This is a genomic window from Streptomyces sp. NPDC036813 (assembly GCF_055609245.1).
In genome coordinates this window covers 86,472-108,524 of the sequence record NZ_JBVJPV010000014.1, presented here as the reverse complement: position 1 = coordinate 108,524, position 22,053 = coordinate 86,472, and the positions used below count along the sequence as shown (strand labels likewise).

The window sequence follows — 22,053 nt, the reverse complement described above, 5'->3', positions numbered from 1 at the left end:
GAGTTCGTGTCACGTCCATTCCGCTTCGGTGTCAATCTGCTCGATCCGTCGTCCGCCGGCGAGTGGCGGGCGAAGTGCCGCCGCGCCGAGGAGTTCGGCTACGACGTGATCCTCGTCCCCGATCACCTCGGCATGGTCGCGCCGTTCCCGGCGCTGGTCTCGGCGGCCGAGGCCACCGAACGGCCCCGGGTCGGCACCTTCGTGCTCAACGCCGGCTTCTGGAACCCGGCACTGCTGGCGCGGGAGGTGGCGACGACGGACGCGCTCACGGGCGGGCGGCTCGAACTGGGCCTCGGCACGGGATATGTGCAGTCCGAGCACGAGAGCGCGGGGCTGCCGTTCGGCTCGCCGCGCGAGCGGGTGGACCATCTGCGGCGGACGGTGGAGGAGCTGGAGCGGCTGCTGGGCTCGGCCGAGCACCGGCCGCGCCCCGCGCAGCAGCCGCGGGTGCCGCTGCTCATCGGCGGGAACGGCGACCGGATGCTGCGGCTGACGGCCGAGCACGCCGACGTGGCCGCGTTCACGGGCGCGCGGACCGTGCCGGGCAGCAGGACGGGGCAGCTGGCGCCGGTCGGCGCCGAGGAGCTGGACGAACGGGTGGCGCGGTACCGCGCGTTCGCGGCCGGCCGCAAGGAACCCGCGGAGCTGAACCTGCTGATCCAGTCGGTCGTGGTCACCGAGGATCCGGAGGCGGCGGCCCGGCCGCTGCTGGAGCGGATACCCGGCACGACCGTGGAGGAGCTGCTGGCGCTGCCCATCTTCCTCTTCGGCACCGAGGAGGAGATCGTCGCGCGGATCCTCGCACTGCGGGAGCGGTACGGCTTCACCTATCTGACGGTGCTCGAGCCGTCCATGGAGGAGCTCGCACCGGTCATGTCACGGCTGCGGGGGCGGTGACCAGGCGGCTTGCGTGGGTGCTGAGGCCGGCTCGCGCGGCTGCGAGGCCGGCTCGCGTGGGTGGTGACGGTGGGTGGTGACGGTCCTGCCGTGTGGCCGGCGGCGGTCCGCATCGTGGAATTGCGGGTCGGCGCGCTTCCCTGCCTGATGTGATCGCCGCATGTCTGATCTTCGGATACGGGCCGCGACGCCCGACGACCTGGACACCGTGCTGGCCTTCTGGAAGACGGCCGCCGAGGGTACGAGCATCAGCGACGACCGGGACGGGGTGGAACGGCTCGTCACCCGCGACCCCGAGGCGCTGATCCTGGCCGAGCACCACGGTGAGCTGGTCGGCACGGTGATCGCGGGGTTCGACGGCTGGCGCTGCCATCTGTACCGGCTCGCGGTCCACCCGGAGCGGCGGCGCCGGGGCATCGGCTCGGCGCTGCTCGCGGCGGCGGAGGAGCGGTTCGCGGCGCTGGGCGGGCGGCGCGCGGACGCGATGGTGCTGGTGCGCAACGAGACCGCCCACCGCGCGTGGGGCGCGGCCGGGTACGGGCCGCAGGAGCAGTGGCGGCGCTGGGTCAAGCCGCTCCCCTCCTGAGCGTTTTTGCCCATCCTTTACTATTGGTGGACCACTCGGTCCTCCATGAAAGGTTGTGAGCCTCCGCCCATGGGCGAGCCCCCCAGTAGCCGACATCGCGCGATCCTTCCTGCCCTGTCCGACCATGGGACGGAGGTGACCCGATGATCGAAGTCCTTCTGCTGCTCGTCGCCGTGCTGCTGTCGCTCGCCTGCGGTGCCTTCGTCGCGGCCGAGTTCTCGCTGACCACGGTCGAACGCGGCGAGCTGGAGCGGGCCGTGGAGCGCGGCGAGCGGGGCGCCGCCGGCGCGCTGAAGGCGGTACGGAACCTCACCTTCCAGCTGTCCGGGGCGCAGCTCGGCATCACGGTCACGAACCTGGTCGTCGGCATGCTCGCCGAGCCCTCGATCGCCAAGCTGCTCGCAGGTCCGATGGAGGCGCTCGGCCTGTCCGGGACGGCGGCGAGCTCGGTCGCGCTGGTGGTGGGCACGGCCCTGTCCACCGTGTTCCTGATGGTCGTCGGCGAGCTGGTGCCCAAGAACTGGGCGATCTCCGCGCCGCTGGCCATGGCCAAGCGGGTGGGGACCCCGCAGCGCCTGTTCAGCGCCGCGTTCCGCCCGTTCATCACCCACCTGAACAACACCGCCAACCGCGTGGTGCGCCGCTTCGGCATCGAGCCGGCCGAGGAACTGGCCTCCGCGCGCGGCCCGCAGGAGCTGGCCGCGCTGGCCCGGCACTCCGCCAAGGCGGGCGCCCTCGAGCCGGACACCGCCGAGCTGTTCGTGCGCACGCTCAACCTCGCCGACCTCACCGCGGAGAACGTCATGACCCCGCGCGTGCAGGTCATCGCCCTGGACGCGCAGGCGACCTGCCAGGACGTGGCGAACGCGACCCGGGCGACGGGCCTGTCCCGCTTCCCGGTCTACCGCGGCAACCTCGACACGGTCGTCGGCACCGCCCACGTCAAGGACGTACTGGCCGTCCCGGCCGACCGGCGCCACCGGGTGCCCGTGTCGGAGCTGATGCGCGAGCCACTGCTCGTCCCCGAGTCGCTGACCGTGGACCGGCTGCTGGACCGGCTGTCCGGCAAGCGGACGATGGCCGTGGTCATCGACGAGTACGGCGGTACGGCGGGTGTGGCGACGCTGGAGGACATCGTCGAGGAGGTCGTCGGCGAGGTCCGCGACGAGCACGACCCGCACGAGACACCCGACCTGGCCCCGGCCGGCACCGACGAGGACGGGCGCGCGGTGTTCTCCGCCGACGGCGCCGCCCGCATCGACCAGCTGGCCCGGGTGGGCCTCAGGGCGCCGGACGGGCCGTACGAGACGCTGGCCGGGCTCGTCGCCGCCGAGCTGGGCCGCATACCGGCCGTCGGTGACGTCCTGCACGTCGCCGGGTGGCGGATGGACGTGGTGGACGCCTCCGGGCGCCGGGCGGCGCGCGTGCTGCTGCACGCACCGCTGGACGACGAGAAGCCGCACGGCGAGAAGGAGGTGCCGCGGTGACCGCGGTGCAGTTGCTGATCGGTCTGGCGACGCTGGTCGTCAACGCCTTCTTCGTCGGCGCCGAGTTCGCCCTGATCTCGGTTCGGCGCTCGCAGGTCGAACCGCACGCGGAGGCCGGCGACCGGCGGGCGCGCAGCGTGCTGTGGGGTCTGCAGCACGTGTCGGCGCTGATGGCCGCCGCGCAGCTCGGCATCACGCTGTGCACGCTGGTGCTGGGTGTGGTCGCCGAGCCGGCGATCGCGCATCTGCTGGAGCCGGTGTTCCATGCCGTGGGCGTACCGCAGAGCGCCGGGCACGCGGTGTCCTTCGTGATCGCGCTGGCCCTCGCGACTTATCTGCACATGCTGCTCGGTGAGATGGTGCCGAAGAACATCGCGCTCGCGGAGCCGGTGCGCAGCGCGCTGGTGCTCGGGCCTCCGCTGGTCGCGCTCGCGCGGGCGCTGAAGCCGGTGATCTTCGCGATCAACGCCTTCGCGAACGCGCTGCTGAAGCTGATGCGGGTCGAGACCAAGGACGAGGTGACCGCCACCTTCTCGGACGCCGAGCTGGCGCAGATCGTCAAGGACGCCGGTGAGGCCGGTCTGCTCGACGACCGCGCCACGGAGCGGCTGCACGACGCGCTGGAGCTGGGCAGCCGCCCGGTGCGCGACGTGGTGATGCCGCTGGAACGGGTCGTCTACGCGCGCGTGGGCGTCACGCCGGAGCAGCTGGAGGGTCTGTCGGCCGAGTCCGGGTTCTCCCGCTTCCCGGTGGTGGACGAGGGGCGGCGGATCGTCGGCTACCTGCATGTGAAGGACGCGCTGGACGCCTCGCCGCGGGATCTGCCGTTCCGGCTGCGCGACATGCGGCCCATCGCGCGGGTGCGGGAGACGACGCCGCTGGACGACGTGCTCACCGCGATGCGGGGCAGCCGGACCCATCTGGCGGCGGTACTGGGCGCGGACGGGCGGCTGGCCGGGCTGGTGACGATGGAGGACGTACTGAGGGAGCTGTTCGGCCAGCGCGCCTGACACCGGCAGACCTGAGGCCTGGGCTGGAGGGGGTGCGGGTGGGGACGGCGCCGGAGCGGGATCCCTGCGGGGGCGAGCGCCGCACTTCGAGCACCCGGGGCTGAGGTCTGGCCCGGCTGCGGGCGGAGGCCGGACGCCTGTGACGCGGTGGCGCCGGTAGCGCGGGGGTGCCGGAGCGGGGCCCCTCCGGGGGCGAGCCCCGCACTTCGAGCGCGCGGGGCCGAGGTCTGGCCCGGCTGCGGGCGGAGGCCGGACGCCTGTGGCGCGGTAGCGCCTGTGGCGCGGGGGTGCCGGAGCGGGGCCCCTCCGGGGGTGAGCGCCGCTGTTCGGGCAGCGGGGCTGACGCCGGGCGGTGTGCGGACGCCGGTGGTACCGGGAGCCCCAGGGCCGAGCCCGGCTGTTCGGGCAACGGGGCTGGCGGCTCGCCCGGGGCGCGGCGCGGACGCCGGTGGCGCCGGGCCGAGTCACGGTGGGGTCGAGGGTGACCGACCGCTGGGTATGCCGTGCGGGTTACCATCGCTGTCGCCATGGACACGAACCCCGCCTACACCAGCCTGGTCGCCGTCGGCGACTCCTTCACCGAGGGCATGTCGGACCTGCTGCCGGACGGTTCCTACCGCGGCTGGGCCGACCTCCTCGCGGCCCGGATGGCCGCCCGTACGCCCGGCTTCCGGTACGCCAACCTGGCCGTGCGCGGCAAGCTCATCGGGCAGATCGTCGAAGAGCAGGTGCCCATGGCGGCCGCGATGGAAGCCGATGTGATCACCCTGGTCGGCGGCCTCAACGACACGCTGCGGCCCAAGTGCGACATGGGGCGGGTCAAGGGGCTGCTGACGGAGGCGGTGGAGCGCCTGGCGCCGTCCTGCAAACAGCTCGTGCTGATGCGCAGCCCCGGCCGCCAGGGGCCCGTACTGGAGCGCTTCCGGCCGCGTATGGAGGAACTCTTCGCGTGCGTCGACGACCTGGCCGCGCGACACGGGGCGCTGGTCGTCGACCTGTACGGGGCGCCCGGGCTGGGCGACCCGCGGATGTGGGACGTCGACCGCCTGCATCTGACCGCCGAGGGGCACCGGCGGGTCGCGGAGGCGGTGTGGCAGACCCTCGGTCACGAGGCGGAGGATCCCGACTGGCACGCCGCGCTGCCCACGGCGCTCCCCCCGAACTGGATCGCCCGCCGCATCGCCGACGCCCGCTTCACCCGGCAGCACCTGCTCCCGTGGATAGGCCGCCGCCTCACCGGCCGCTCCTCGGGCGACGGCCGCCCACCGAAGCGTCCGGAGCTGCTGCCGTACGACTGAGCGGGCGGCTCCGCCGAGCTGAGGACGGGGTGGGACGCCGGTCGCCGAACCGGGCCGGGCCGGGCCGGGCGAGTCTCCGCGCCCGGGCCGGGTGCGGTGCGGCGCCGCCGACCCGCACGGCGCCGCCCCGCCCGGCGCCATGACGGGGTCCAGGGCGGGTCGCCACGGCGTTGGCGCTGCCGCGTGTGGTGGTCTTCCGGGTGCGGGCCCGGTGGGGGCTGGCCGCGCAGTTCCCCGCGCCCCTTCTTCGGCCGGACACGGCGCCCGGCGCTGGAGGGCGCCGTACGGCTCCGGCACCGAGGAGGCGTGGGGCCGGCCGGGCCGAGCTGGCCCCCGGGCCGAGCCGCCCCGGCGCCGGGCCGTCACCCCCCGGGCTGGGTCGGCCGGGGTCGTTACGGCGGGACCGGGCCCTCACGGCAGGCGGAGCCGCCACGGCGGGGCCGGGCCGCCGACCCAGGCCGGGGGCACCACGGCGCGTCCGGGCCGCCACCCGGGCCCGGAGCACCACGGCGCGGCCGGGCCGCCGACGCGGGCCGGGGGCACCACGGCGGGGTCGGGACGCCGACCCGGACCCGGGGCCCCCACGGCCCCCGGGTTCCGGCCCAGCCCCGCCCCCTCTGACCTGCCCACGACCGCGCGTCGCCCCAGGTATCCGTGGGCCGGGCCGGCCGGGCCCGTCGTGCCGCGCGGGCGTGATCGGCGTCTCGTAGGTTCCGCCGATCGGTACCGCGGCGCTGGCCTGCAGGAATCGCCAGTAGAATCTGGACACGTGACTTCTGCGCCCGCCAAGCCCCGCATCCCCAACGTCCTCGCCGGACGCTACGCCTCCGCCGAGCTCGCCACGCTCTGGTCGCCCGAGCAGAAGGTGAAGCTGGAGCGTCAGCTCTGGCTCGCCGTGCTGCGCGCCCAGAAGGACCTCGGGATCGAGGTTCCGGACGAGGCGATCGCCGACTACGAGCGCGTCCTCGACACCGTCGACCTGGCCTCCATCGCCGAGCGCGAGAAGGTCACGCGGCACGACGTGAAGGCCCGTATCGAGGAGTTCAACGACCTCGCCGGGCACGAGCACGTGCACAAGGGCATGACCTCCCGCGACCTCACCGAGAACGTCGAGCAGCTGCAGATCCGGCTCTCCCTGGAGCTGATGCGCGGCCGCACGGTGGCGGTGCTGGCGCGCCTCGGCAAGCTCGCCGGCGAGTACGGCGAGCTGGTCATGGCCGGCCGCTCCCACAACGTGGCCGCCCAGGCCACCACCCTCGGCAAGCGCTTCGCGACCGCCGCCGACGAGCTGCTCGTCGCCTACGGCCGCCTCGAGGAGCTGCTCGGCCGCTACCCGCTGCGCGGCATCAAGGGCCCGGTCGGCACCGCGCAGGACATGCTGGACCTGCTCGGCGGTGACGCCGCCAAGCTGGCCGACCTGGAGAACCGGATCGCCGGGCACCTCGGCTTCGCGCAGGCCTTCACCTCCGTCGGCCAGGTCTACCCGCGCTCGCTGGACTACGAGGTCGTCACCGCGCTGGTCCAGCTGGCGGCGGCGCCCTCCTCGCTGGCCAAGACGATCCGCCTGATGGCCGGGCACGAGCTGGTCACGGAGGGCTTCAAGCCGGGCCAGGTCGGCTCCTCCGCGATGCCGCACAAGATGAACACCCGCTCCTGCGAGCGCGTCAACGGCCTCATGGTGATCCTGCGCGGCTACGCCTCCATGACCGGCGAGCTGGCCGGCGACCAGTGGAACGAGGGCGACGTGTCCTGCTCCGTGGTGCGCCGCGTCGCGCTGCCGGACGCGTTCTTCGCGCTGGACGGCCTGCTGGAGACGTTCCTGACCGTCCTCGACGAGTTCGGTGCCTTCCCGGCGGTCGTGGCCCGCGAGCTGGACCGCTACCTGCCGTTCCTCGCCACCACCAAGGTGCTGATGGGCGCGGTGCGCGGGGGCGTCGGCCGTGAGGTCGCGCACGAGGCGATCAAGGAGAACGCCGTCGCCACCGCGCTGGCGATGCGCGAGCAGGGCGCCGAGCGCAACGACCTGCTGGACAAGCTCGCCGCGGACGAGCGCCTGCCGCTGGACCGTGAGCAGCTCGCGGCGCTGATGGCGGACAAGCTGTCCTTCACGGGCGCCGCCGCCGACCAGGTCGCCACGGTCGTCGGCCGCGTCGAGGAGATCGTCAAGCAGCACCCCGAGGCCGCGGGCTACACGCCCGGCGCGATCCTCTGACCTGCGCCGCACGATGCCCCGTTTCACCCAGGCGGAGCTGGAGGCCGCCCGCGACCGTCCCGTACCGGACGTGGTCGCGGACGGCCTCCGCGTGCTCTTCTGCGGCATCAACCCCGGTTTGATGAGCGCCGCTACGGGCCATCACTTCGCCCGTCCCGGCAACCGCTTCTGGCCCGCGCTGCACCTGTCCGGCTTCACACCCCGCCTGCTCAAGCCCGCCGAGCAGCACGAACTGCCGCGGTACGGCCTGGGCATCACCAACGTGGTCGCCCGGCCGACGGCCCGCGCAGACGAACTGAGCGCCGAGGAGTACCAGGAGGGCGGCCGGCTGCTGACCGCCAAGGTCGAGCGGCTGCGGCCGCGCTGGCTGGCCGTCGTCGGCATCACCGCCTACCGGGCCGCCTTCGCGGACCGCACCGCGCGGGTGGGGCCGCAGGAGCGCATGATCGGGGGCACCCGCGTGTGGGTGCTGCCCAATCCGAGCGGGCTGAACGCGCACTGGACCGTGGTGACCATGGCCGAGGAGTTCGCCCGGCTGCGGCGGGCCGCCGAGGAGTAGCCGGTGACCGCCCCGCCCGTCTCGGCGCAGGCGAATCGCCGGTGACCGCCCCGCCCGTCTCGGCGCAGGCGAATCGCCGGTGGCCGCCCGGCGGGTCTCGGCGGTCTCGGTGGTCTCGGTGGTCTCGGTGGAGGCGAAGCGCCGGTGGCGCGCCCGCAAGTCATGGCGGGTCTCGGTGGTCTCGGTGGAGGCGAAGCGCCGGAGGCGCGCCCGCAAGTCATGGCGGGTCGATCTCGGTGACGACGGCGAGCAGTTGGACCTCGTCGTGCGCGTCCCGGTCGGCCACCCCGAGGGCGACCCAGCGGCCGCTGTCGTCCGGGTCCCACAGGTCCAGCTCGTCCACCCGGACGCTGACCGTGGCCCAGGGCTCGGGTATCTCCTCCCCCCGCGCGGCCCGCATCCGCAGGCCCTGCATGCCCAGAGGCGGCGGGTGCGCGCCCCTGCGCTCGTCCAGCTCACGCGCCACACGGTCCTTCAGCGCGTGGACGTCCGCGGCCGTCGGCGCCCGCTCTCCCGGGTCGCCCTCCCGCAGCCCGTGGCTGGTCATCAACTCCGCTATGAAGTACCCCGGCCCGGCCGTGCCCACGTCCGTCCGGCCGCGCTGCCCGGGAAACACCCGGCAGCGCAGCCGGTCGATCACGGCGAGATGCTGCGCGCTGTCCATGTGATCCAGTAAAGCGGCCCCCACTGACAATTGGCGGGGCGTCAGCGTGCGGCCCGGCTGCGGACGCCCCGCACAGGGCTCTTCAGCCTCAGGCGTCCCGGCGCAGCACGCTCCAGGCGCCCGCTCCCAGCGCGGCCGACGCCCACGCCGCGGTCACCGCGAGCCCCGCCCAGGGACCGAGCAGCCCGTCAGAACCGTGGTGCAGCACGGCCTGACCGGCGCGGTCGGGCAGGAAGTCGGCGACGCCGCCGGACACGTCGCCGACGACGAAGGAGACGATGAGCAGGAAGGGGATGAGGATGCTCAGGGTCGCGACGCCACTGCGCAGCACCGCGGTGAGCCCGGTCGCCAACAGGGCCATGAGCATCAGATAGATCCCGCAGCCCACGACGGCGCGCAGTTGTTCACCCCCCGACAGTCCTGCCGCCTTGTCGCCCAGGGCGGCCCGGCCCACCGCCAGGGTGACCAGGCCGCTGACCAGGCCGACGGCCAGCGCGGGCGCGGCCACCGCGGTCGCCTTCGCGGTGAACCAGCGGCCCCGCCGGGGTACGGCGGCCAGGGAGACGCGAAGCGCGCCGCCCTGGAACTCCGCCGCCATGGCCGTCGTACCGAAGGTGATGGCGGCGATCTGGCCGAAGCTGACGCCGAAGAAGGCCGAGAAGAGGGGGTCGAAGTCCGATCCGCCGGTGTCCAGTGCGGCGAGCGCGGAGAAAGCGGCGGTGGCGGCCAGGACCGCGCCGAGGCTCGCGAGCTGTGAGCGCAACGTCCGGATCTTGATCCACTCGGCGTGCAGGGCGGGGGTGAATCCCATGGTCAGGCCTCCTGTCGGGGTGCGGTGAACTCGGCTTCGGCCGCGGTCAGATCGAGGTAGGCCTGCTCCAGCGTGCCCGCGTCGGCGGCCAGTTCGAGGAGGGGTACGCCCGCCGCGGACGCGATCCGGCCGATGTCCTCCACGCGCGCGTGCGGCACGCTCCACGCCCCGTCGTCCGTCTCGGCGGCGTCGTGGCCGTGCCGGGCGAGCGCCTCCTTCAGTGCGACGCCGTCCGTGGTGCGTACCCGGACGCGGGGCTGCACGCGTGCGTCGATGAACGCGCGCATCGGCATGTCGGCGAGCAGCCGCCCCCGGCCGAGCACCAGGAGGTGATCGGCGAAGGACGCCGTCTCGTTCATCAGGTGGCTGGAGACCAGGACGGTTCGGCCCTCGTCGGCGAGCCGGCGCAGCAGGTGACGGATCCAGACGATCCCTTCGGGGTCGAGGCCGTTGGCGGGCTCGTCGAGCATCACCACCCGCGGGTCGCCGAGCAGCGCGGCGGCGATGCCGAGGCGCTGACGCATGCCCAGGGAGTACGTCCGCACCCTGCGGTGCGCGACAGCGGCGAGCCCGGTCTCCTCCAGCACCTGCTCGACCCGGCGCGGCGCGATGCGGTTGCTCGCGGCGAGGGCGAGCAGGTGGGCGCGGGCGGTGCGGGAGCCGTGCGCGGACTGCGCGTCCAGCAGCGCGCCGACCTCGCGGAGCGGTTCGCCGAGCGTGGCGTAGGGGCGGCCGCCGACGGTCGCGGTGCCGGTGGTCGGCCGGTCCAGGCCGAGGACGAGCCGCATGGTGGTGGACTTCCCGGCGCCGTTGGGGCCGAGGAAGCCGGTCACGCGGCCGGGTTCGACGCGGAAGGTGAGGTGGTCGACGGCGCGCCGGGAGCCGTACTCCTTGGTGAGGTCGTGGACGTCGATGCGGGTCATGTCCCTCACCCTGACGGACCGTCGGGGTCCGGCTCCTCCCCCGCCGGTGGAGATCGTCTCCCCCGTGCGGGGGAGGTCCGTTGTCAGTGGTGGCTGGCACGATGACGTCATGATCCGCTGGTTGCGCCCGTTCGCACGGGCGGTCACGTACACCCGGTGGCTGCATCTGTTCGTGGCCGTCGTGTGGCCGGCGATGTGGCTGTTCATCGACGAAGCCTGGTGGGCGCCGGCCGCCGCGGCCGTGGTGCTCGGCCTGTCCGGTCTGATCCCCGCGACGCGGACCGTGGAGGGCTTCCAGGCCCGGCTGTTGCTCCTCGGCCGCCGGGACGGCGATGCGCCGCTGATCGTCACCGGGCCGGCGAGGACGTGGGGCGACCGCGGGCGGATGGTGCTCTGGCTGGAGACCCGGCTGTTTCTGGGCGCCTTGGTCTCGCAGCTCACCTTCCAACTGCCCCTGACCGCCGTCGACCTGGTCCGGGCGGCGCTGGGCGGTCGGCCGGACAGCGGCGGATGGCTGCCCGTGGCCGGCCATCACTGGTGGTACGCGGTCCTCGCGCCGCTCCCCCTGCTCCTGCTGCCGGCCGTCGTGCTGGCCGGCGGTGAGCTGATCACCCGTGTCGCACTGCGTCTGCTCGGGCCCTCCCCCACCGAGCGGCTCGCCGCTCTGGAGGAGCGCACCGAACAACTGCTGGAGCGCAACCGCATCGCCCGCGAGCTGCACGACTCGATCGGGCACGCGCTGACGGTGGCGGTCGTCCAGGCGGGCGCGGCCCGGGCGGCGGGGGATCCGGACTTCACCGACCGGGCGCTGGCCGCGATCGAGGACACCGGCCGGGCGGCTCTGGAGGACCTGGAGCGGGTGCTCGGTGTGTTGCGGGAGGCGGAGCGACCGGTGAGCAGCCGGCCGACGCTCGTGGACGCCGGGCGGCTGCTGGAGTCCGCGCGGGCGTCGGGCGCCGAGGTCGACGCCGAGCTGAGCGGCCCGCTGGAGACGGTGCCCGGACCGGTCTCCCGCGAGGGGTACCGCATGCTGCAGGAGTCCCTGACGAACGTGCTGCGCCACGCGGGCTCGGTGCCGGTCCGGGTGCGGGTCGCAGCGGACGACGCCCGGCTCCTGCTGGAGGTGCGCAATCCGCTGCCCGGCGAGATACCCGGGCCCGGCCGGGACAGCGGCATCCGCGGCAGCGGCCTGCGCGGCATCCGCGAGCGTGCCGCCCTGCTCGGCGGCCGGGCCCGCACGGGCCCCGACGGACCCGACTGGCAGGTGCACGTCGAGCTGCCGGTGGGGTGATCTAGGCTGGCCGGATGCCGGTCAGCGTTCTCCTCGTCGATGACGAACCCCTGGTCCGCGCGGGTCTGCGGGCCGTGCTGGAGGCCCAGTCCGACATCGAGGTCGTCGGGGAGGCGGCCGACGGGGCCGCCGTGATCCCGCTGGTGCGGCAGCTGCGGCCCGACGTGGTCGCCATGGATGTGCGGATGCCCCTGCTGGACGGCATCGAGGCCACGCGCGCGGTGCTGCGCACGGTGACCGATCCGCCGAAGATCCTCGTGGTGACGACGTTCGAGAACGACGAGTACGTGTACGGGGCACTGCGCGCCGGTGCGGACGGGTTCTTGCTGAAGCGGGCCCGGCCGGCGGAGATCGTGCACGCCGTGCGGCTCGTGGCGGAGGGCGAGTCACTGCTCTTCCCCGCCTCGGTGCGGCGCATGGCCGCCGAGTACGGCGACAGCGGCGGCAACCGCGCGGCCCGTGACCTCTTGGAGCGGGCGCGGCTGACCGAGCGGGAGGGCGAGGTGCTCCGGTTGATGGCCCGCGGGCTGTCGAACGCGGAGATCGCCGCACGGCTCGTCGTCGGCACGGAGACCGTGAAATCGCATGTGAGCGGCGTCCTCGCGAAGCTGGGGGCGCGGGACCGCACGCAGGCGGTGATCGTTGCGTACGAGTCGGGCTTCGTCACCCCGGGCTGAGCCCGGCCGCGGCACGCCGGGCCCGATCCCTTGCGGCCCGCGTCTCGCCGGTGCCCGGCGGGCCGAGTACGATCCCGCCAACACGCGCACGAGCTGGGAGGACGGACGGTGGGGCGGCTGACCGGCGGGGATCCCTCGCTGCTGCGAAGGATCAATTCCGCGGTGGTGCTGCACGCGCTGCGGGCCACGGACTGCGCGACGCTGACGGAGGTCACCCGGGTGACCGGGCTGTCCCGGCCGACCGTCGAGGGCGTCGTGGACGATCTCATCCAGGCCGGCCTGGTCGTCGAGAAGGCGGCCGAGGAGGGCACGGCAAGGCGCCAGGGCCGCCCAGCGCGGAGGTTCCGTTTCCGTGCGGAGGCGGGGCATCTGCTGGGCGTGGAGATCGGCGCGCACCGGGTGGCCGCGCTGCTGGCGGACCTCGACGGGCGGGTGGTCGGCGCGCAGGCCAAGGACGTGGAGGAGACGGCCGGGGCGGACGAGCGGCTGGAGCGGCTGCGGACGACGGTGGCGGAGCTGCTGCGCCGCGCCGGGGTGCCGCGCAGCTCGCTGCGCGCGGTCGGCGTGGCCACACCGGGAATCGTGGAGGCCGACGGGACGGTACGGCTGGGCACCGCGCTTCCGGGGTGGACGGGACTGCGGCTGGGTGAGCGGCTGAGCCGTTCCTTCAAGTGCCCGGTGCTGGTGGAGAACGACGCCAACGCGGCGGCCGTCGCCGAGCACTGGAAGGGCGCCGCCACCGAGTCCGACGACATCGTATTCGTCCTGGCGGGGCTGAGTCCGGGCGCGGGTGCGCTGATCGGCGGGCGGCTGCACCGGGGCTACGGCGGAGCGGCCGGCGAGATCGGCGCGCTGCACCTGCTGGGGCGCGAGGCGACACCGGAGACGCTGCTGTCGACGACCGACGAGCCGCTGCACCCCTTGGACGAGCAGGCCGTGGCCGCGGTGTTCACCCAGGCCCGCGAGGGCGATCGCCGCGCCCGTGCCGCGGTGGACCGTTTCATCCAGCGCCTCGTGCACGACGTGGCCGCGCTGGTGCTGGCGCTGGACCCGGAGCTGGTCGTCATCGGCGGCTGGGCGGCCGGTCTGGACGGGGTGCTCGCCCCGCTGAGCAAGGAACTCGCCCGCTACTGCCTGCGGCCGCCGAAGGTGACCCTGTCCCTGCTGGGCGAGGCAGCGGTGGCGACGGGCGCGCTGCGGCTGGCACTGGACCACGTGGAGGAGCAGCTGTTCGCCGTGGACGGCACGGTGACCGCCCGCCGGTGACCCCTTGATGAAGGCGACGCCATGGTGGAAGACGTCATGATGAAAGACGTCTTGGTGACAGGCGAAAGGGGAAGCGTGCGGGATCTGCCCGAGTCCGCGACGGAGCACGACGGCTCCGTGGTCGTGCGCGTCCTCAGTTACAACGTCCGCTCCATGCGCGACGACGTCGCGGCCCTCGCCCGGGTGATCCGGGCCTGCCGGCCCGACGTCGTCTGCGTTCAGGAGGCACCGCGGTTCTTCCGCTGGCGCAAGGCCGCGGCCCGCCTCGCCCATTCCTCCGGACTCGTGTACGTCTCGGGCGGCGCCACCGCGTCCGGCCCCATGATCCTCTCCTCGCTCCGCGCCCATGTGGAGCACACCGAAGCCGTCCTGCTGCCCCGCACCCCCGGCCTGCACCAGCGCGGCTTCGCCACCGCCGTCCTGCGGTTCGGCCGGGCACGGCTCGGAGTGCTCAGCTGTCACCTGAGCATCCAGGACGAGGAACGCTACGAACAGGGCCGGCTGCTCCTCGAGCGGCTGTCCGCCCTGGACGTGGCGCACGCCGTCGCCGCCGGCGACATCAACGACCGGCCCGACGGCCGCACCTTCAGGCTGCTCGCGGACGCCCTGCAGGACTGCTGGGCGACGAAGCCGTGGGGGCGGGAGCACACCACCCGGCTGGGCGATCCGTTGCAGCGAATCGACGCGGTCTTCGCGACGGCGGGGATCCAGGTGCTGGGCTGCGGGGTGCCGATGGGACTGCCCGGGATCGCGGAACGGGACCTGCGGGCCGCAACGGACCACCTGCCGGTACTGGCCGCATTGCGGGTGCCCGCCGCGTGACGCGGGACGCGGGGAACGCCTCGTTGCGGGTGCCCGCCGCGTGACGCGGGACGCCGGTAACCCCTCGCTCCGTGCCAGGAACGGCTTGCGGGGAGCGTCTGGCCTTACCGGACCGTCGCTCCGTAGCTCACGAGGTCACCCCGCGCTCTCACAGCCCGGTCAGCCGCGCCGGCACCCACCCCGCCCGGTTCGGCCCGGTGCGCCCCGGTCGGCCGGGGCGCGGGTGCGGTGACGGTGGGTCAGGACGCCCGGCGCTCCGGGTCGTGGTGGATCTCGACGCTGCCCGAGTCGCCGAAGGTGAGCCGGCAGGTGTCGGCGCGGTACGTGGCGACGGACAGCGCGGCGGTGCGGCCCTCGGCGAAGTACCGGGTGGTGACGACGAGGACCGGCGCCCCCGGGAGCCGGTCCAGCGCCTTGGCGTCGTCGGCCCCGGCCGAGCCCAGCTCGACGGCGCGGTCCTGGCCGGCCGCCTCCCGCCGCTGCAGTTCGCGCAGCACGGCCCGCGCACGGGCCGGCCCGGAGGGAGCGTCGATGCCGGTCAGCTCGGGCACAGAGCCCTGCGGGATGTAGAGCAGTTCGGCGGCCACCGTCTGGCCGTTGTTCACGCGGGTGCGGCGCACGATGTGCACCGCCTCGTCGCGGCCGGTCTCCAGCGCGTCGGCGACAGCGGCGGGCGGCACGGCCAGGTCGCAGTCGGCCGGCTGCCAGGCGTCGCTGCCGACGCTCGGCCAGGCGTGTTCCTCGGTGCCGACGGCCACACCCATGCGGGGCGGCGCGACGGTGGTGCCGACGCCGCGGCGCCGCTGCAGCCGGCCTTCCAGCTCGAGCTGTTCCAGGGCCTGCCGGAGGGTGGCGCGGGCGACGCCGAAGCGGGCGGCCAGCTCACGCTCGTTGGGCAGGATCTCACCGACCGCGAACTCGGAGTCGAGCGCCTCGGTGAGCACGGTCTTGAGATGCCAGTACTTGGGTTCCGGCACCGTCTCCAGCTGCGTGGTCCCCACCCTGTCCTCCGCGATGCCTGATCCGGCGGCGTTTAGCGCCCTTGTTTATTAAAGGTTGTTGCACTTGTCTGCGACCATAGGACGGCCCACACCCTTGGTCAAGACCAATCCTCGACCTCTCGTCGCGTTCATCGGCGCGCCATGGAGCCGCCCTTGGGGCTACCCGTCAGTAGCAATTACTGACAAGCTGTCTACTCGGCGTCCGTCCGTGAGTCCCCGAGGAGCCCCGCATGTCCGCCACGCTCTCCTTCAAGGTCCCCTCCCCGCACGGCCCGCAGCCGGTGACCGTCTCCTACGCGCGCGTGGGCCGCGGCGCACCGCTGCTCCTGCTGCACGGCATCGGCCATCACCGGCAGGCCTGGGACCCCGTGGTGGACATCCTCGCCGCCGACCGGGACGTGATCGCCGTGGACCTGCCCGGTTTCGGTGCCTCCCCCGCACTGCCGCAGACACTGGCGTACGACCTGCCGACGACGACCGCCGTGTTCGGCGCGCTGTGCGAGGCGCTGGAACTCGACCGCCCGCACGTGGCGGGCAACTCCCTGGGCGGGCTGATCGCCCTGGAACTCGGCCGCGAGCGGCTGGTGCGGTCGGTCACCGCGCTGTCCCCGGCCGGCTTCTGGTCCGAGGCCGAGCGGCGGTACGCGTTCGGCGTCCTGCTGGCCATGCGCGGCATCTCCCGCCGGCTGCCCCTGCCGCTGGTCGAGCAGCTGTCCCGCTCGACGGCCGGCCGCACGGTCCTGACGAGCACCATCTACGCCCGGCCCGGCCGCCGCACCCCGCAGGCCGTGGTCGCCGAGACCCGGGCACTGGCCGAGGCGACAGGGTTCGCGGCGACGCTCGCGGCCGGCGCCACGGTCCGGTTCGACGAGGACATTCCCGGCATCCCGGTCACCGTGGCCTGGGGCACCCGGGACCGCTTGCTGGTGCCCCGTCAGGGTGTGCGCGCCAAGCAGGTCATGCCGCGGGCCCGGCTGGTACGGCTGCCCGGCTGCGGGCACTGCCCGATGAACGACGACCCGGCCCTGGTCGCGCGGGTCATCCTCGACGGCAGCCGAGACTGACGTCACACCGGCATCGACTCAGGGGCTGACGCCACGTCAGCCCCTGTGCCGTGCACGGGAAAAGGCGGCATTACGGCGATCGGCCGCACCCCGGCGTCGCCTGCCGCCGTCGCGTCACGGGCAGTTGTTCACTTGTGGTTTCCGTGTGCGCCGGGGAGCGCCAGTAGGTGTGGGGTGCACATCGGCTGATTCCCGCCCCCTGGAGGCCCTCCATGTCGCACCGTCCGCATCCCGGCCGCCGCAGTGTGCTGCGCGGCTCGCTGGCCGCGTCCGCGGCTCTGTCCCTGCCGGCGGGGCTCGGCGCGGCGCCGGCCTTCGCCCTCTCCGGGCGCCCCGAGGCGGGCTGGGGGGTGCAGGCAGGAGACGTGACCTCGAACTCCGGCCTGATCTGGGTGCGTTCGGACCGCGCCGCCCGCATGATCGTGGAGACGTCCGCGACCGAGTCGTTCCGCAATCCGCGCCGCTGGCAGGGCCCGCTGCTGGGCTCGGACACCGACTTCACCGGCACGACCCGGCTGCACGGGCTGCCGCCCGGCGAGCAGATCCACTACCGGGTGCGGCTCGCCGACCCCGACGACCCGCGCCGTACCGGCGAAGCGGTGGCCGGAACGTTCCGGACGGCGCCCGTGCGGCGGCGGCAGGGCGTGCGGTTCGTGTGGTCAGGCGATCTGGCCGGCCAGGGCTGGGGCATCAACGAGTCCATCGGCGGCTACCGCATCTTCGACGCGATGGCGAAGCTGGACCCGGACTTCTTCCTGTGCAGCGGCGACAACATCTACGCCGACGGCCCCATCGCGGCCACGGCCGCGCTGCCGGACGGCTCGGTGTACCGGTCGGTGACAAGCGAGGAGAAGTCCCACGTCGCCGTGACGCTGGCCGACTACCGCGGCAACTTCCGCTACAACCTGCTCGATGCGGCGCTGCGCCGGTTCAACGCGCAGGTGCCGAACATCATCCAGTGGGACGACCACGAGGTCCGCAACAACTGGTACCCGGGCGAGGTCATCGCCTCCGGCACCCCCTACCCGGCCGGCACCCGGCTGGACGACCTGGCGGCGCGCGCCCGGCGCGCCTTCGCCGAGTACTTCCCGGTATCCACCGTGGGCGCACGCGGCGACGGCCGCATCTACCGGGTCGTCCACCACGGCCCGCTGCTGGACGTGTTCGTGCTGGACATGCGGACCTACCGCAACGCCAACTCCCCCGACGACCAGACCACCGACCCGCAGGGCATCCTCGGCCGTGAGCAGCTGGAGTGGCTCAAGCGCGAGCTGGCCCGCTCGCGCGCGGTGTGGAAGGTGATCGCCGCGGACATGCCGCTCGGGCTGGTCGTGCCGGACGGAGTGGAGGGCCGGCCGAACTTCGAGGCCGTGGCGCAGGGCGATCCGGGCGCCCCGCTCGGCCGTGAGCTGCAGATCGCCGAGCTGCTGCGGTTCGTCAAGCACCGCCGGATCACGGGCACGGTGTGGCTGACCGCGGATGTGCACCACACCTCGGCCCAGCACTACGACCCGTCGCGGGCCGCGTTCAAGGACTTCGAGCCGTTCTGGGAGTTCGTCTCCGGGCCGCTGAACGCGGGGGCCTTCCCGGCCAGTGCGCTCGACGGCACCTTCGGCCCCGACCGGGTGTTCGTGAAGGCGCCTGCCAGGGGGAACGTCTCACCGGCCGAGGGCTACCAGTTCTTCGGCGAGGTCGACATCGACGGCGACAGCGGTGAGCTGACGGTCCGGCTGCGTGAGCAGGACGGCACCGTGCTGTTCACGCAGGTCCTCCAGCCGGGCCGCGTCGGCCAGTGAGGACGGTGTGAGGTCTCGCGTACCCTCGGTGCCCGCGCCGCGCCCCGGAGTCATCCCCCGGAGCGCGGCGCGTGGCAACTCCCCGGTGGCGTGGGGCCGTCGGCACCGCCGCAACGCAGCTGTGACATAACGGACAAAATCTCTAGAAGCACGCTTTACCCATCGGTCACAAGACGTTCGTGATCACGCAACACCGTTCCTTCACAGTGGGTGCATGAAGAGAGAGATTCCCGATGTGAAGCGTGCCCGGCACGGCCGGCCCGTCCACCACTGGCGTCGCGACGTGGTGGAGCTGGCAGCGATGTTCACAGCCGTGGCGGTGGCCGACGGCGTGGCGAACCTGATCGGGCACGGCCCCGACGGACCGGTGCTGCTGGTGGCGTCGGCGGTGGTACTGACGGCCACGGCCGGCTTCCACACATGGTGGTCACGCAGGCACGGACACGCCCCGCCGACCGGTGATACCGGCGCCCGGCCGGGCTCCGCCGAGCCGCCGGCCGGGCAGGACTCCCCGGCGCCGGGGACCGCGGACGCGGTGGGCGCCGAGAGCACCCTGTGGCGGATGCGCACGACCGTGCGGGACCAGCCCGGCTCGCTCGCCGCGCTGTGCACGGCCCTGGCCGGGCACCGGGTCGACATCCTGAGCCTGCAGGCGCACCCGCTGGGCGACACCGCCGTGGACGAGTTCCTGCTGCGCTCCCCCGGCACGCTGACGGCCGCCGAGCTGACCCGGGTGGTGGCCCTGGCCGGCGGCACCGGCACCTGGATCGAGCGCGCCGACGCCCACGATCTGGTGGACGCCCCCACCCGGGTCCTGGCTCTGGCCACCCGTACCGCCCTGGACACCGCGGAACTGCCCCTGGCCCTGCGCCAGCTGCTGGGCCGCTGCACCATCCGGTCGCTGCCCGCGGCCACGGCCGGCGGCGACGACGCCGTCCCGGAAGAGGGCGTGCTGGAGGACACCGTGCTGCGGCTGCGGGCGCCCGAGGGCGGCGTCCTCACCGTCGAGCGGCCGTATCTGCCGTTCACCCCGACGGAGTTCGCGCGGGCCCGCGCCCTGGTGGAGCTGGACGCGCGGCTCGGGCCGCGGGTCCCGGTCGGCACTGACCTGCTGACGCTGCCGGAGGGAAGCCCGATCACCGTGCGGCGGGCCGACACCGGGGACCTCAAGGCGGCGAAGGCGATGCACGAGCGGTGCTCGGCGCGGACGCTGTCCCTGCGCTACCACGGGCCGGTCCGGGACGCGGACCGCTATCTGAACCACCTGCTCAGCCCGCGCTTCGGGCGCACGCTCGCCGTGCAGACCGCCTCCGGCCGCATCGTCGGCCTCGGCCATCTGCTGTGGGACGGCGACGAGACCGAGGTCGCCCTGCTGGTCGAGGACGAGTGGCAGCGGCGCGGCATCGGCAGCGAACTGCTCGGCCGGCTGGTGTCCATGGCGGTCGAGGCGGGCTGCGAGAGCGTGTACGCCGTCACGCAGGCCTCCAACACCGGGATGGTCGCCGCGATGCGCGGGCTCGGGCTGCCCCTCGACTACCAGATCGAAGAGGGCACCCTGGTCATCACCGCCCGCCTTGACGCGGTCCCGGTCGGCTCCCGGCTGCCGTACGACCGGCCGCGGCTGGGCGTGCAGCAGTACGGCGGGAACAGCGCCCGGTACGACGAGAGCGTGACGCGGGACTGAGGCGACCCGGGGACGGGGCCCGGCGGTGTTCCGCCGGGCCCCGTCCCCGTCGCCCTTTGCGGCGCACCGCCGAGCCGCCCCCGTCGGCTTTCGCGGCGCACCGCCGGCGCGCCCCCGCCGGTGTGCGAGGTCAGCGCACGATCACGCTCTGCCCCAGGGTCAGCGCGCGGTGGCCGCGCTCGTCCGGGACCGGTCCGAGGCCCCGGCGAGCGCTCCGTCCAGATCGGCCCAGAGATCCTCCACGTCTTCCAGACCCACCGACATCCGCAGCAGCCGGTCACTCACGCCCGCCCCGCGGCGGTCCCCCTCGTCCACGATGCGGTGGCTGATCGACGCCGGGTGCTGGATCAGCGTGTCGACGCTGCCGAGGCTCACCGCCGGGGTGATCAGCCGAACCCCGGCGATGACCTCGTGCGGGTCGCCGTGCACCTCGAAGGCGACCATCGCGCCGCCGATGCGCGGGTAGTGGACGCGGGCCACACGCGGGTCGGCGGCGAGCCGGCCGGCGAGTTCGGCGGCGTTCGCGGAGGCGGCGCGCACCCGGACCGGCAGGGTGGACAGGCCGCGCAGCAGCAGATAGCCGGCCAGCGGGTGCAGGACGCCGCCGGTGGCGAACCGCACCTGGCGCAGGCGCCCGGCGAACTCCTCGTCGCAGGCCACCACGCCCGCCATCACGTCGCCGTGGCCGCCGAGGTACTTGGTGGCGCTGTGCAGCACGAGCCGCGCGCCCCGCTCGGCGGGCCGCTGGAGCACCGGCGTGGCGAAGGTGTTGTCGGCGAGCAGCGGCACCGAGCCGCAGGCGTGGGCGACGGCCCGCAGGTCGATCTCCGCGAGGGTGGGGTTCGCCGGGGTCTCGACCATGACCAGGCCGGTGTCCGGGCGCAGCGCGTCGGCTATGCCGGCCGGGTCGGTCCAGGTCACCTCGGTGCCGAGCAGTCCGGCGGTGAGCAGGTGGTCGCTGCAGCCGTACAGCGGCCGTACGGCGACGACGTGCCGCAGGCCCATCGAGGCGCGCACCAGCAGGACGGCGCTCAGCGCGGCCATGCCGCTGGCGAACGCGACCGCGGACTCGGTGCCCTCCAGCTTCGCCAGCGCGGTCTCGAAGCGGGCGACGGTCGGGTTGCCGAGCCGGGCGTACACGGGCGGCCCGTCCAGTTCCGCGCCGGTGGTCGCGAAGGCGTCGATGCGAGCGGCCTCACCGCGGCTGTCGTACGACGGGTAGGTGGTCGACAGGTCGATGGGCGGGGCGTGCAGGCCCTGGCGGGCGAGGTCGTCGCGGCCTGCGTGCACGGCCTCCGTGGCCAGTGCTCTGCGGGTCGTACGGGCGGTGTCCACGGGCGCCTCCACAGGGGTCTCCTCGGGGTCCACGCGGGCACCCCTGGCCGTTCCAGGGGTCCCCCGGGCGGGACGGCTGTCGATCAGCTCGCCCTGACCGGAAGGGTGAACACCGGCCGGGGCGATGTGGCCGAAACCCGTGCTACGTTCGGCGCATGACCGAATCCGTCGTACTGGATCCGGTCGATCTGCATCTGCTGCGGCTGCTGCAGAACGACGCCCGGACCACCTATCGGGACCTCGCCGCGCAGGTCGGGGTCGCACCGTCGACCTGTCTTGACCGGGTGACGCGCCTGCGCCGCTCCGGCGTGATTCTCGGCCACCAGCTGCGGCTGAACCCGGCCAAGCTGGGCCGCGGCCTGGAGGCGCTGCTGTCGGTGCAGGTCAGACCGCACCGGCGGGAGCTGGTGGGACCGTTCGTCGAGCGCATCCGGGCCCTGCCGGAATCCCGGACCGTCTTCCATCTCACCGGCCCCGACGACTACCTCGTCCATGTCGCGGTCGCGGACATGGCAGATCTGCAACGCCTGGTGCTGGACGACTTCACGGCCCACCGCGAGGTGGCCCGCGTGGAGACCCGGCTGATCTTCCAGCAGTGGGACTGCGGGCCCCTGCTGCCGCCGGAGCGCCCTGGGACACCCTGACGAGGCGCCGGGCAGGCGGCCGGCTC

20 protein-coding genes are annotated in these 22,053 nt (G+C 73.9%); 15 read left to right on the top strand and 5 right to left on the bottom strand.

Annotated features, from left to right (window positions below):
- Positions 1 to 6 precede the first annotated feature (6 nt).
- From ACZ67Q_RS27290 to mug, 7 genes are all read left to right on the top strand, one after another.
- Complete coding sequence (locus ACZ67Q_RS27290) at positions 7 to 897, top strand: LLM class F420-dependent oxidoreductase (protein ID WP_471187099.1); 891 nt, start codon at positions 7 to 9, stop codon at positions 895 to 897.
- Positions 898 to 1,057: 160 nt separating this feature from the next.
- Positions 1,058 to 1,483: a GNAT family N-acetyltransferase gene (locus tag ACZ67Q_RS27285; RefSeq protein WP_471187097.1), complete on the top strand. Its 426-nt coding sequence runs from the start codon at positions 1,058 to 1,060 to the stop codon at positions 1,481 to 1,483.
- 143 nt (positions 1,484 to 1,626) lie between these two features.
- Positions 1,627 to 2,970 (top strand): hemolysin family protein, encoded by a 1,344-nt coding sequence (locus ACZ67Q_RS27280; protein ID WP_471187094.1) that lies wholly within the window; start codon positions 1,627 to 1,629, stop codon positions 2,968 to 2,970.
- Entirely contained in the window at positions 2,967 to 3,980 is a 1,014-nt protein-coding gene (locus tag ACZ67Q_RS27275) for a hemolysin family protein (protein ID WP_471187090.1), read from the top strand. The genes ACZ67Q_RS27280 and ACZ67Q_RS27275 overlap by 4 nt, the downstream gene beginning before the upstream one ends.
- 527 nt (positions 3,981 to 4,507) lie before the next feature.
- The gene (locus ACZ67Q_RS27270) at positions 4,508 to 5,278 is read left to right on the top strand and encodes an SGNH/GDSL hydrolase family protein (protein WP_471187088.1); all 771 of its coding nucleotides are present in this window, start codon (positions 4,508 to 4,510) and stop codon (positions 5,276 to 5,278) included.
- A gap of 769 nt (positions 5,279 to 6,047) precedes the next feature.
- Entirely contained in the window at positions 6,048 to 7,490 is a 1,443-nt protein-coding gene (purB, locus tag ACZ67Q_RS27265; RefSeq protein ID WP_471187085.1) for an adenylosuccinate lyase, read from the top strand.
- A gap of 13 nt (positions 7,491 to 7,503) precedes the next feature.
- Positions 7,504 to 8,049 (top strand): G/U mismatch-specific DNA glycosylase, encoded by a 546-nt coding sequence (gene mug, locus ACZ67Q_RS27260; protein ID WP_471187082.1) that lies wholly within the window; start codon positions 7,504 to 7,506, stop codon positions 8,047 to 8,049.
- 217 nt (positions 8,050 to 8,266) lie between these two features.
- Here the strand turns inward: mug and ACZ67Q_RS27255 are convergent, their stop codons facing one another.
- The 3 genes from ACZ67Q_RS27255 to ACZ67Q_RS27245 form a co-directional block, all read right to left on the bottom strand.
- Complete coding sequence (locus tag ACZ67Q_RS27255) at positions 8,267 to 8,713, bottom strand: hypothetical protein (protein ID WP_471187079.1); 447 nt, start codon at positions 8,711 to 8,713, stop codon at positions 8,267 to 8,269.
- Positions 8,714 to 8,801: 88 nt separating this feature from the next.
- Complete coding sequence (locus ACZ67Q_RS27250; RefSeq protein ID WP_471187076.1) at positions 8,802 to 9,524, bottom strand: ABC transporter permease; 723 nt, start codon at positions 9,522 to 9,524, stop codon at positions 8,802 to 8,804.
- Positions 9,525 to 9,526: 2 nt separating this feature from the next.
- On the bottom strand, positions 9,527 to 10,447 hold the full coding sequence (locus ACZ67Q_RS27245; RefSeq protein WP_471187074.1) for an ATP-binding cassette domain-containing protein: 921 nt from the start codon (positions 10,445 to 10,447) through the stop codon (positions 9,527 to 9,529).
- Between the two features lie 109 nt (positions 10,448 to 10,556).
- Between ACZ67Q_RS27245 and ACZ67Q_RS27240 the strand changes: the two genes are divergently transcribed.
- The 4 genes from ACZ67Q_RS27240 to ACZ67Q_RS27225 all read left to right on the top strand — a co-directional run bounded on the left by ACZ67Q_RS27240 (position 10,557) and on the right by ACZ67Q_RS27225 (position 14,503).
- A complete protein-coding gene (locus ACZ67Q_RS27240; protein ID WP_471187070.1) occupies positions 10,557 to 11,738 on the top strand; it encodes a sensor histidine kinase in 1,182 nt (393 codons plus the stop codon).
- Between the two features lie 14 nt (positions 11,739 to 11,752).
- Positions 11,753 to 12,415: a response regulator transcription factor gene (locus ACZ67Q_RS27235; protein WP_471187067.1), complete on the top strand. Its 663-nt coding sequence runs from the start codon at positions 11,753 to 11,755 to the stop codon at positions 12,413 to 12,415.
- Between the two features lie 108 nt (positions 12,416 to 12,523).
- Entirely contained in the window at positions 12,524 to 13,681 is a 1,158-nt protein-coding gene (locus ACZ67Q_RS27230) for an ROK family transcriptional regulator (RefSeq protein ID WP_471187064.1), read from the top strand.
- Positions 13,682 to 13,720: 39 nt separating this feature from the next.
- Positions 13,721 to 14,503, top strand: a complete 783-nt coding sequence (locus tag ACZ67Q_RS27225) for an endonuclease/exonuclease/phosphatase family protein (RefSeq protein WP_471187513.1) — start codon at positions 13,721 to 13,723, stop codon at positions 14,501 to 14,503.
- 239 nt (positions 14,504 to 14,742) lie between these two features.
- Here ACZ67Q_RS27225 and ACZ67Q_RS27220 read toward each other — a convergent pair whose 3' ends face one another.
- Positions 14,743 to 15,504 (bottom strand): GntR family transcriptional regulator, encoded by a 762-nt coding sequence (locus tag ACZ67Q_RS27220; RefSeq protein ID WP_471187061.1) that lies wholly within the window; start codon positions 15,502 to 15,504, stop codon positions 14,743 to 14,745.
- A 230-nt stretch (positions 15,505 to 15,734) separates the two neighbouring features.
- Between ACZ67Q_RS27220 and ACZ67Q_RS27215 the strand changes: the two genes are divergently transcribed.
- The 3 genes from ACZ67Q_RS27215 to ACZ67Q_RS27205 all read left to right on the top strand — a co-directional run bounded on the left by ACZ67Q_RS27215 (position 15,735) and on the right by ACZ67Q_RS27205 (position 20,048).
- Entirely contained in the window at positions 15,735 to 16,568 is an 834-nt protein-coding gene (locus tag ACZ67Q_RS27215; RefSeq protein ID WP_471187058.1) for an alpha/beta fold hydrolase, read from the top strand.
- A gap of 212 nt (positions 16,569 to 16,780) precedes the next feature.
- On the top strand, positions 16,781 to 18,364 hold the full coding sequence (locus tag ACZ67Q_RS27210) for an alkaline phosphatase D family protein (protein ID WP_471187055.1): 1,584 nt from the start codon (positions 16,781 to 16,783) through the stop codon (positions 18,362 to 18,364).
- 214 nt (positions 18,365 to 18,578) lie between these two features.
- Positions 18,579 to 20,048: a GNAT family N-acetyltransferase gene (locus ACZ67Q_RS27205; protein WP_471187052.1), complete on the top strand. Its 1,470-nt coding sequence runs from the start codon at positions 18,579 to 18,581 to the stop codon at positions 20,046 to 20,048.
- A gap of 159 nt (positions 20,049 to 20,207) precedes the next feature.
- Here ACZ67Q_RS27205 and ACZ67Q_RS27200 read toward each other — a convergent pair whose 3' ends face one another.
- Entirely contained in the window at positions 20,208 to 21,416 is a 1,209-nt protein-coding gene (locus ACZ67Q_RS27200; RefSeq protein ID WP_471187049.1) for a trans-sulfuration enzyme family protein, read from the bottom strand.
- A 122-nt stretch (positions 21,417 to 21,538) separates the two neighbouring features.
- Here ACZ67Q_RS27200 and ACZ67Q_RS27195 point away from each other — a divergent pair, with 122 nt between their 5' ends.
- Positions 21,539 to 22,027 (top strand): Lrp/AsnC family transcriptional regulator, encoded by a 489-nt coding sequence (locus ACZ67Q_RS27195; RefSeq protein WP_471187046.1) that lies wholly within the window; start codon positions 21,539 to 21,541, stop codon positions 22,025 to 22,027.
- The last annotated feature ends 26 nt before the right edge of the window (positions 22,028 to 22,053 follow it).